The organism is Gordonia sp. BP-119 (assembly GCF_016924115.1).
Classification (GTDB): Bacteria; Actinomycetota; Actinomycetes; order Mycobacteriales; family Mycobacteriaceae; genus Gordonia; species Gordonia hongkongensis.
This window is the reverse complement of record NZ_JAFFZF010000046.1, coordinates 25,302-35,893: the sequence shown is the minus strand read 5'-3', so window position 1 is coordinate 35,893 and position 10,592 is coordinate 25,302. Positions and strand designations below refer to the sequence as shown.

9 protein-coding genes and 4 pseudogenes are annotated in these 10,592 nt (G+C 65.6%); 11 read left to right on the top strand and 2 right to left on the bottom strand.

Features of this window, described 5'->3' with window-relative positions; translation table 11 throughout:
• The 7 genes and pseudogenes from JW364_RS20700 to catC form a co-directional block, all read left to right on the top strand.
• On the top strand, nt 1–236 hold a 236-nt coding region (locus tag JW364_RS20700), incomplete at its 5' end, for an ATP-binding protein (RefSeq protein WP_275892332.1).
• Between the two features lie 18 nt (nt 237–254).
• Nucleotides 255–1,555 (top strand): IS3 family transposase gene (locus JW364_RS20695; RefSeq protein ID WP_205334199.1). Its coding sequence is split into 2 segments (ribosomal slippage): nt 255–528 and nt 528–1,555, totalling 1,302 coding nucleotides; the frame shifts between segments, so codons are not numbered across the junction.
• Between the two features lie 3 nt (nt 1,556–1,558).
• Nucleotides 1,559–1,816, top strand: a pseudogene (locus JW364_RS20690) (ATP-binding protein); the annotation flags it as partial.
• 67 nt (nt 1,817–1,883) lie between these two features.
• Nucleotides 1,884–2,831 carry a LysR family transcriptional regulator gene (locus JW364_RS20685; protein WP_006358136.1) on the top strand — a complete coding sequence of 316 codons (948 nt, stop codon included), beginning with the start codon at nt 1,884–1,886 and terminating at the stop codon, nt 2,829–2,831.
• On the top strand, nt 2,828–3,931 hold the full coding sequence (locus JW364_RS20680) for a mandelate racemase/muconate lactonizing enzyme family protein (RefSeq protein ID WP_006358135.1): 1,104 nt from the start codon (nt 2,828–2,830) through the stop codon (nt 3,929–3,931). Before JW364_RS20685 ends, JW364_RS20680 begins: the two co-directional genes overlap by 4 nt.
• Nucleotides 3,932–3,994: 63 nt before the next feature.
• The gene (catA, locus tag JW364_RS20675; protein WP_006358134.1) at nt 3,995–4,861 is read left to right on the top strand and encodes a catechol 1,2-dioxygenase; all 867 of its coding nucleotides are present in this window, start codon (nt 3,995–3,997) and stop codon (nt 4,859–4,861) included.
• Nucleotides 4,861–5,142, top strand: coding sequence for a muconolactone Delta-isomerase (catC, locus tag JW364_RS20670; protein WP_006358133.1), 282 nt, complete (start codon nt 4,861–4,863; stop codon nt 5,140–5,142). The genes catA and catC overlap by 1 nt, the downstream gene beginning before the upstream one ends.
• Nucleotides 5,143–5,208: 66 nt before the next feature.
• Here catC and JW364_RS20665 read toward each other — a convergent pair whose 3' ends face one another.
• Both JW364_RS20665 and JW364_RS20660 read right to left on the bottom strand, forming a co-directional pair.
• Entirely contained in the window at nt 5,209–6,084 is an 876-nt protein-coding gene (locus tag JW364_RS20665) for an alpha/beta fold hydrolase (protein WP_006358132.1), read from the bottom strand.
• A 21-nt stretch (nt 6,085–6,105) separates the two neighbouring features.
• Entirely contained in the window at nt 6,106–7,281 is a 1,176-nt protein-coding gene (locus JW364_RS20660; protein ID WP_042378483.1) for a metallophosphoesterase, read from the bottom strand.
• A 116-nt stretch (nt 7,282–7,397) separates the two neighbouring features.
• On the opposite strand from JW364_RS20660, the pseudogene JW364_RS20655 reads away from it, so the two are divergent.
• From JW364_RS20655 to JW364_RS20640, 4 genes and pseudogenes are all read left to right on the top strand, one after another.
• Nucleotides 7,398–7,982, top strand: a pseudogene (locus JW364_RS20655) (sulfurtransferase); the annotation flags it as partial.
• Nucleotides 7,894–8,118, top strand: a pseudogene (locus JW364_RS20650) (IS3 family transposase); the annotation flags it as partial. The pseudogenes JW364_RS20655 and JW364_RS20650, both read left to right, overlap by 89 nt.
• A gap of 60 nt (nt 8,119–8,178) precedes the next feature.
• Nucleotides 8,179–9,381: pseudogene (locus JW364_RS20645) on the top strand (NAD(P)/FAD-dependent oxidoreductase).
• Between the two features lie 134 nt (nt 9,382–9,515).
• Complete coding sequence (locus JW364_RS20640; protein WP_006358127.1) at nt 9,516–10,583, top strand: BtrH N-terminal domain-containing protein; 1,068 nt, start codon at nt 9,516–9,518, stop codon at nt 10,581–10,583.
• Nucleotides 10,584–10,592: the final 9 nt, after the last annotated feature.

Genomic DNA, 10,592 nt, shown 5'->3' with positions numbered 1-10,592 from the left:
CTCAACATAACCTGGCCTTGATTGGCCCGGCCGGGACCGGTAAGAGCCACACCCTGATCGGGCTGGGGATCGCCGCAGTGCACGCCGGGCACAAAGTGCGGTACTTCACCGCCGCCGACCTCGTGGAAACCCTGTATCGCGGGCTGGCCGACAACACCGTCGGTAAAACCATCGACACCCTACTGCGCCAAGACCTGATCATGAATCACCCCAGGTTTGATGCCGCTTCCTTCTGAGTCAGGAAGGATGAGCACATGCCTAAGAAAATCGACCCAGAGGTCCGTTCGAGGGCCTTGCGGCTGCTGGAGGCCCACGGCGGCGAGTACACGTCGTTGACTGCCGCTGCCGAAGCGATCGCCAAGCAAGTCGGTGTCGGCGGGGAGACGGTACGCCGCTGGGCCGTGCAGGCCCAAGTCGATGCCGGCGCCCGCTCCGGGACCACCTCGAAGGAGTCCGCCGAGATCAAGCGCCTCAAGGCGGAGAACAAGCAGCTGCGAGAGGACGTTGCCATTCTGAAAGCAGCGACGACTTTCTTCGCGGGGGAACTCGATACCCGCAACCGATGATCGTGGCGTTCATAGATCAGATGCGTGCCAACGGTTTTGCGGTCGAGTCGATCTGCCGGGTCATGCGTGAGCAGGGCTGCCAGATTGCCGCACGAACCTACCGGGCATGGCGATCACGCACGCCTGCCGCACGGACGGTCTCCGATGCCCACGTCGTCGATGCGGTGCGCACCGTGGTCTGGCGTACCGGTGACGACGGCCGGCGGAAGATGACTCCGGAGGGCCTCTACGGGCGGGTGAAGATGCGCGCCCATCTGCACCGCACAATGCTGCCGGGGGTGTCGTATGGTGCTGTTGATCGAGCGATGAAGACACTAGGCCACAATGGGATTCGAAGGTCCAAGGGAGTCCGCACTACCGTCCGCTCCGCTGATGGTGTGCGCGCGGAGGATCTGCTGAACCGACAGTTCAGTGCTGCCGAACCGAACCGGGTCTGGGTGACCGATTTCACCTACTGCCGGACCTGGGCTGGGTGGGTGTACGTGGTGTTCATCATCGACGTGTTCTCCCGTCGAATCGTGGCGTGGCATGCGTCGACTTCGAAGACGGTGGAGTTGGTCACAGTCCCGCTTCGGATGGCACTGTGGCAGCGCAATCGGGAAGGGCATCCGGTGAAAGCTGCTGAGCTGATTCATCATTCGGATGCCGGCAGTCAGTACACATCAGTTACACTGACTGAGCGTCTGCGACTGGAAGACATCGCAGCGTCGATCGGATCGGTCGGGGACGCCTACGACAACGCGCTGGCCGAGTCGGTGAACGGCTTGTACAAGACCGAGTGCATCCGGACCACGATCTTCCACTCCGGCCCGTACCGGACGATCTCCGACGTCGAGTTCGCGACCGCTGGTTGGGTCGACTGGTACAACAACAGCAGGTTGCACTCGAGTATCGGCCAGATTCCCCCGACCGAGTTCGAAACGCTCCACTACGCTGGCCTCGGACCCGAGGACCAGCCCACATTGGAGGCGGCACAAAACCTAGGGTGATTCATCATCCTCGACGAGGTCGGATTCGCCCCACTCGACGACACCGGCACCCAACTGCTGTTCCGACTCGTCGCAGGCGCCTACGAACGCCGATCACTCGCGATCGCCAGCCACTGGCCCTTCGAACAATGGGGACGATTCCTCCCCGAACACACCACCGCCGCCAGCATCCTCGACCGGCTCCTGCACCACGCCACCATCGTCATCACCGACGGCGACTCCTACCGCATGACACACCGAACGGAGGTACCGCCAACCTAAGAACATCCCGCACAGGGTGGGGACTTTCACCTGGCCGGCGACGGGGTTCTACGAGAAAAGACGAGTCATGGAGCTGAGGCACCTGCGCTACTTCGCAGCCGTCGCCGAGACCTGCCACTTCGGGCAGGCCGCGGCGACTCTGCACGTGGCCCAGCCGGCTCTGTCCTACGCCATCCGTCAGCTCGAGGCGGAACTCGACGTCACGCTGTTCGTGCGCACCACGCGCCAGGTGTCTCTGACCCCTGCGGGCGCATATCTCAAGGAGCAGGCCGAGCGCGTCCTGGCCGGCGTCGACGATGCCGTCGACGGGGTTCGGCGGATAGCGGCGGGGCGGAGCGGCCTGGTGCGTCTCGGTCTCACCGGAATCGCCGCGTTCTCTCATCTGCCCCGTATCGCTCGCATCGTCAAGCGTGAACTACCGGACGTCGACCTCGACATCCGAGCCGACATGCTGACACCGGGGCAGTGCAACGCTCTGCGCGCCGGTGCGATCGATCTCGGCATCCTCCGTCCGCCGGCGACCGGGGAAGACATCGAGTCCCGGGTGATCGACGTCGAACAGCTGGTGCTCGCCGCCTCGATCGATCACCGGCTCGCCATCGAGCCCGTGGTGTCGGTGGCGGACCTTCGAAGTGAGTCGTTCGTGATGTACGACAGCCGGGACTCGGCGGTCAATGACGCGGTGGTGAAGGCTTGTCGCGCAGCCGGATTCGTTCCCCGGCGGGCGTATCAGGCATCCGGTACCCCGGTGTTGCTCGCGCTGGTGGCCGCCGGACTCGGGGTTGCCGTCCTGCCGGCCTCCGTACGAGCCCTCCCGCTGGACGGGCTCGTCGTCCGCGACCTCGCCGACGCCGACACCGTGGAGGTCGCACTGGCCTGGAAAACCGGTGTCGAGAACCCGGTGGTCGGCGCGGTCGCCGATGTCATCGCATCCGCTTTCGCAACCGGTTCGGCCGACGCCGACCCGCGCGACCTCGACGCTCAGCTCAGTGCCCAGTTTGGAGATGAAAGATGAAGATCACCCGAGTGGACGCGATTCCATTCGCGATCCCGTACGTGAAACCGCTGAGGTTCGCCTCGGGCGAGGTGCACGTGGCCAATCACGTGCTGGTCCGTGTACACACCGACACCGGCGTGGTCGGCGTCGCGGAAGCGCCGCCTCGGCCGTTCACCTACGGAGAGACCCAGGACGGCATCATCACCGTCGTCAACACGATCTTCGCCCCGGCGATCGTCGGACTCACGCTGCTCGAACGTGAGGTGGTCGCCGCCCGGCTGGCGCGGACGATCGGCAACCCGGCTGCCAAATCAGCTGTCGACATGGCGATCTGGGATGCGTTGGGCAAGACCCTGGGGCTTCCCGTGGGCGACATGCTCGGCGGGTTCACCGACCGGTTGCGCGTCAGCCACATGCTCGGTTTCGCCGAGCCCGCGAAGATGGTCGCCGAGGCCGAGAAGATGGTCGAGACCTACGGCATCCGAACCTTCAAGGTGAAGGTCGGCAGGCACCCGGTGGGCCTCGACACCGCCGTGGTCCGGGCATTGCGCGAACGGTTCGGCGCCGAGATCGAGCTCTACGTCGACGGCAACCGCGGCTGGACCGCCGCGGAGTCGGCCCGAGCCATGAAGGAGATGTCCGACCTCGACCTGCTGTTCGCCGAAGAACTCTGCGACGCAGCCGATGTGATGGGCCGACGCTGGCTCGTGGAGCAACTCGACGTCCCGTTCATCGCCGACGAGTCGGTGCCCACGTCGGCCGACGTCACCCGGGAGATCCTCGGACGCTCCGCCACCGCGATCAGCATCAAGACCGCGCGGACCGGCTTCACCACCTCGCGCCGGACCCACCACCTCGCCGAGGGGCTCGGCATCCCGGTGGTCATGGGCAACCAGGTCGACGGTCAGGTCGGCACAGCGTGCGCGCTCGCCTTCGGCAGTGCCTTCGAACTGACCTCGCGCTACGCGGGCGAGCTGTCGAACTTCCTCGACATGAGCGACGACCTGCTGACCGAGCCCCTGCAGATCCGAGACGGCCACCTGTGTCGGTCCACGGCTCCGGGTATCGGCTTCGAGATCGACCCGGACAAACTCGAACGCTACCGAACCGACAACTGAAAACCCCGTCACCACAGATCGTTTCGTGGCAGCCCCACGAGCAAGAGTACAAGGAGAACCGACATGACCACCACCGAGCACCCGAACGAGGTCGCGACCGCTGCTGCCTCCGGCGCATCCGCCACCGAGCGTTTCCACGCCGACAAGTCGCCCTTCGAGGCAGTCAAGGACACCCCGCCGGAGCGCGTGGCCACGCTGATCAACGAGGTCCTCGCGGGGGTTCACGAGACCATCCGCAAGCACAAGGTCACCTACGACGAGTACAACGCCCTCAAGGCGTGGCTCATCAACGTCGGCGAGGACGGCGAATGGCCGCTGTTCCTCGACGTCTGGGTCGAGCACGTCGTCGAGGACGTCGCCACCGAGCACCGGGAGGGCAACAAGGGCAGCATCGAGGGTCCCTACTACGTCCCGAACGCCCCCGAGCAGGGCTCCAAGGGAGCAGTGCCGATGCGTGAGGACGAGAAGGGCGATCCGCTGTTGTGGAACGGCCAGGTCCGCTCGTGCGACGGCACCCCGCTCGCCGGCGCCAAGGTCGAGCTGTGGCACGCCGACGACGACGGTTTCTACTCGCAGTTCGCTCCCGGCATCCCGGAGTGGAACCTGCGCGCCACCTTCACCACCGACGACCAGGGCAACTTCGAGATCACCACGATTCGCCCGGCGCCGTACATGATCCCGACGGACGGCTCGTGCGGAAAGATGATCTCGGCGGCCGGTTGGCACCCGTGGCGTCCCGCCCACCTGCACCTCAAGGTGTCGGCGCCCGGCCACGAGCAGCTCACCGCGCAGCTGTACTTCCCCGGCGATGCCCACAACGACGACGACGTCGCCAGCGCGGTGAAGCCCGAGCTGATCCTCGATCCCCAGGACGACGGCAAGGGCGGCTACACGGTCGCTTACGACTTCGTCCTCGATCCGGAGAAGTGATGCTGTTCCACGTTCGGATGGACGTCAACATCCCCGACGATCTCGACCCGGACGTACGGGCAGACACAGTCGTCCGGGAGAAGGCGTACTCCCAGGATCTGCAGCGTTCCGGCAAGTGGCCGCACATCTGGCGCATCGTCGGTGAGTACTCGAACTACTCGATCTTCGACGTCGAGTCCAACGACGAGCTGCACATGCTCCTGTCGGGTCTCCCGTTGTTCCCGTACATGGACATCAAGGTGACACCGCTCGCGACGCACCCGTCGGACGTCAACGCCTGACGCAGACGCAAACCGCCCGCGACGGTCGTCGCGGGCGGTGTCGCGCCTCGTTCACGGGTTTGCGACTCACCTGCCGGTCAGCGTGGACAGCATCGCAGCCCAGTGCCGAAACGGGACAAGATGTCCTTCACCGGGGTACACGGAAAGCTCGGCATCCGGGAGTCGACCTGCGAGCCACTCTCCGACGGCGGGGATTGCCGTCGTATCGTCAGCGCCGTACCAGAGGTGAACTGGTGCGGAAACCTCGGAGAGACGAAAGTCCCAGGGGCCGACGAACGCGACGTTGTCCCACGCGATCGAATCGGGACCCTGCTTCATCGCCTCGGCGAAGGATTCGAAGAGCGCCCGACGGACCGGGGCCTCGGTGATGACCGCCGGATCGCTGGCGCCCCACATCCATTCGACCCAGGGCGCATCGGGATCGGTTCGCACGGACACCATTGCGTCGAGTAGTTCCCGGTTTCCGTCCAGGAAGATCTGGGCGGCACGTCCGGGGTCTCCCGGGAGATGGGAAAGTGCCTGGATGTCGTTGTCGTTGAGTTGCTCACGTACGCTTGGTATTTCGAGGGCGGGCCCGGGGCAGCCGGACAAACCGACACGTCGTACCCGAGCGGGTAGCGCTGCCGCTGTGGCCAGCGCGAACGGACCGCCGCCCGACCAGCCGAATACCGCGAACCGGTCCAGGTCAAGATGATCCGCCAGCGCCTCGGCATCTCGGGCGACGGCCGAGAGGCCGATGGGTGCCGGATCGGACAACCCGTATCCGGGACGATCGAAACTGACGACCCGGACGCCCCGCTGCCGGGACATCTCGTCGCCGAATGTGAGTTCGAGGCGGGAACCCGGCGTTCCGTGGAAGTGGACGATCGTCGGTGCGCTCGCCTCACCCACTGTCCGTGCACGTACGCCTCGCCCGCCGACATCCACCGTGAACTCGGTCATCGTGCGAGCGTACGCGCAACGTCACGGTGTCGCCCGTAGCGTGAACATGGTGATCTCCGGCGGCGCGAGAACTCGCACCGGCGGATCCCACGCGCCGGCACCGCGGGTCGTGTACAGCACGGTGTTCCCGATCCGATCCAGGCCGAGGACCGAAGGCTGTTGCAACGGAACGAGATAGCGGATCGGCCACATCTGCCCACCGTGGGTGTGGCCGGAGAACTGGAGCTCGACGCCGAGGTCGGAGGCCTCGACGGCCTGCTTGGGCTGATGGGCGAGGAGCAGGACGAAGTCGTCGGGCGACGAACCCTCTAGCGCTGCAGTGAGATCCGGCTCGTACGGGTCCGGTGCGGTGGCATCGTGCACGCCGGCGAGCTGGATGGTCGCGCCGTCGACGGTCAGCGGGACCCGCGAGTTCCGCAGCGTCCGTATGCCGTATTCCTCCCACACGTCGAGCCATCTGCCGCCGTCGTCGGAGTAGTACTCGTGGTTTCCGCTGACGCCGAACACCCCGAGCGGTGCGCGGAGATCGGCGAGCGGTTCCAGGGTGTCGCGGACGTAGGGGATCGTGCCGTCGGTGAGGTCTCCGACCAGCAACACCAGATCGGGGTTCTGCGCGTTGATCTCGTCGACGACGCGCCGGGTGAACGAGGCATCGCGCGCGGGCCCGACGTGGAGGTCGGAGACCACGGCGATGCGGAGTCCGTCGAACTGCGGTGGCAGGCCGTCGAATGTCGCGCTGACCTCGGTCACCTGTGGCCGGGACGCCTCGAAGACGCCATACCCGGTGACCCCGAGCGCCACGACTACCACGGCCGCTGTCGCGATCCGCATGCGGTGCAGTCTGCGCGCGGCCGCGTCGGTCGTCTCGTCTGTCCCGGTCCGGCGTCGTCGAATCCGGCGAATGATGTTCGCCCCGAACGAGATCAGTCCGATGATCGCCAGGCCGAGGAACAGGTAGAAGACCATGCCGATCCAGATGAGGCCCACCGAGCCGATCGGCCGCGCCCACGACGGGTCCAGCGATCGGCCACTGGCGAACCCGATGACCGCCAGTGCCCACATCACGGTGAGCGCGACGTCGGCGACGCCCGACCACGGTCGGGGGAGTGCGGTGGCGCGGACGATCCGGCGGTGCAGCCAGAAGGTGATCAGACCGAAGAAGACCGCCGGAACCAGCACGGCCAGGAACAGCGCCACCAAAGGCCCCCTGTGAATCGCGGAGAGTCGTCCGCAGGTGCGGACCGCCTCATTCTCGCATCGCGGCCGACAGGCCTTCGCCGGGGTGTGGAGCGAGCGTCGATAGGCTGACCGACATGAGCGATGTACTCGTCACCCCGCTCGACCTGGCCGAGATGCTGCTCGGGACGCCGCCGGTGGTCCTCGACGTACGGTGGCAACTCGGCGACTTCGACGGTCGCGAGGCCTACCGGGACGGCCACATCCCCGGCGCGGTGTACGCCGACCTCGACACCGAACTCGCCGCACCACCGTCCGGAGCCGTCGGGGGCCGACACCCCATCCCCGCGATCGAGGACCTCCAGGCCGCCGCGCGGAGCTGGGGGATCACCGACGGCGTCCCGGTCGTGGTCTACGACGACTCGGGCAACCTGGCCGCGGCCCGTGCATGGTGGTTGCTGCGCTGGGCCGGGCTCGCCGACGTGCGACTGCTCGACGGTGGTCTCGCCGCCTGGACCGCCGAGGGCCTGCGCACGACGACCGGCGACGGCGGACGGCCCCGCGCCGGAAAGGTCACGCTGACCGGCGGGAACCTCCCGCTCGCCACGATCGACGACGTCGCATCCGGTACCGCGAGGGGGAGCCTGCGGCGACAACGCGGCGATGGAGAGTTTCTTCGCGCTTCTGCAACGCAACGTCCTCGACCGCCAGCGCTGGGACACCCGTGAACAGCTGAGGATCGCGATCGTAACCTGGATCGAACGGACCTACCACCGCCGGCGCCGCCAATCCCGCCTGGGCCGGTTGACGCCAGTCGAGTTCGAAGCAATGATCAACACCGCCGCTACCGCGGCATGACACCCCAACAGTCACCTATCCGTGCAGCAGTCCCGTCCGCCTCACCCCGAAATCGAGAACATGACAATGCAGCGAACCATTATCGTCGGGGCTAGCCACGCCGGCGCCCAGCTCGCGGCCAGCCTGCGCCAGGAAAAGTGGAGCGACGAGATCGTCCTAATTGGAGACGAGTCGGCCCTGCCCTACCATCGCCTTCCGCTGTCGAAGGCCTACCTCGCGGACCGCAGCACCCTCGCCGACCTCGCGATCCGCAGCCCCGACTTCTACGCCAAGCAGCGCATCCATCTCCTCAATGCAACAGTAGAGAAGGTTGACCGCGCGGCTGGTCATGTGATCCTACATAACGGCGACGCCCTACCCTACGACAAGCTCGCGCTGTGCACCGGTGCCCGCCCTCGACGACTTCTCACCCCGGGAGCCGACCTGGCCGGGGTCTATTACCTACGCACTGCGGCCGACTGTCGCCAGGATCCGGGTGGCCGCCAGCCCCGGTTGTCACGCCGTGATCGTCGGGGGTGGCTACATCGGTCTCGAGACGGCGGCCTCGTTGCGAGCGCTGGGTCTGGAGGTCACCGTGCTCGAAGCGACCGGCCGCGTCCTCGAGCGTGTCACCGCGCCCGAGGTGTCGGCGTTCTTCGACCGGATCCATCGGGAAAAGGCGTCAACATCAGAACGGACGCGCTGGTGGAGGCCCTGTCCGGCGTCGGCAGGGTCCGGGAGGTGGCCCTGGCCGATGGTGAATCAATTCCTGCCGACCTTGTCATCGTCGGCATCGGTATTGAGCCGAACACCGATTTGGCCGCCGCCGCAGGTCTGGCCGTGGACAACGGCATCGTTATCGATGACCAAGCACGCACTAGCGCCCCCGATATCGTGGCCGCCGGTGACTGCGCCATTCACAACATGGCCCGATACGGCCGCCGCATACGCCTAGAGTCCGTGCCGAGCGCGGGCGAACAGGCCAAGGTAGCCGCTGCGACAATTTGCGGCAAACAGAGGAAAATTGCCGCGCTTCCATGGTTCTGGTCGGATCAATACCACCACAAACTCCAGATTGCCGGTCTTAATTCGGGGTATGACGAAACCGTCCTGCGCGGCGATCCGACCCGTGACGGCGACTTCACCTGCTTCTACCTGCGCGCCGGCGAACTCCTCGCCGCCGACTGCATCAACCGCCCGCGGGACTTCATGTTCAGCAAACGGGCCATCGCCCAGAAACTCCCCACCGACCGAACCAAACTGAGCTCACCAATAGCGGTATGACCCTGTACTCGCTGATTCGCGAGCACGATGAGAAGGTAATAACGGCGAGCATCAACGAAACCTTCAGCGTCGTACGCCGTCAAATACCTGCCAGCCCAACCAAACCCTGATCGACTGAGCCGTGAGGAGTACGGATGCGACGCCCAACCGTGATCGAGGACTACCCACACCGGATGGGGGGACACTGTGGTTCGGGCGCAATGCGCGATCTTCTGCACTGGCACGGTTTGGGATGGGATGGCCCACCCGATGAAGGCCTGGTGTTTGCCCTCGGTGGCGCTCTGGGACTGTCCTACCTCCGATCGAACGACCTCGTCCCACCGCTCTACCTGGTAGGACGAGGCGCCGACTTCGAGATCGATCTACCCCGCCGCCTCGGTGCACAGGTCCAAATCCTTACCACCGACGATCCCGAGGAAGGATGGTCGTGGATCCGCGACGAGATCGACGCAGGCAGGCCTAGCCTCGTTTGGGGCGACATCGCTGAGCTGCCATACCTGCGGGTCCAATTACAGATGAGTCGACACGACATCGTGATTATCGGCTACGACGAGGCCAAAGAGATCGCCTACGTCGTAGACAATGACCGCGCCGAGGTGCAACAGGTCTCACTCGAGGCGCTGGCCCGCGCGCGATCCTCGACATCATTTCCACAACCGACACGACACTGCACGTACCGCATCGCGTGGTCAAAAGAACTGCCAGACCTAGCGCAAGTGGCCGCGGAAGCGTTTCGCCAGTCCGCCGCCAGTATGCGACACCCGTCACAGCCAGGAATCGTCGACCTGACGGCACAGGCCGCAGGGGACGAAGGCCTCGCGGCGGCCGCTCAACTTGCAGCCGACATTCCGACCTGGACCGACCTCCCCGTAGACCAGCTCGAGATATTCCTGTTCAGCCTGAGCGCCTTCATCGAAAAAGCAGGAACCGGCGGAGGACTGTTCCGCCGGTTGCTCGCCGACGGATGCGCCGACATCGCACGATTAACAGGAGATCCCGCCACAGCAGATCTCGCCGTGGCCGCCGACCGTTGTGCACAGGCATGGACCGACACCGCTCGTGCGGGGGTCCAACGCGACATCGACGCGCACGCTCGCGCGGAAACAGTGGCCATGTCGGCCGGCCGTATGCCAGAGCTCGAACTGAACCTAGTCGAGTCCCTTGAGTCCGCTTCGAGCTCGCTGAGTGCAATAGCACGCTGACCTCAGTAC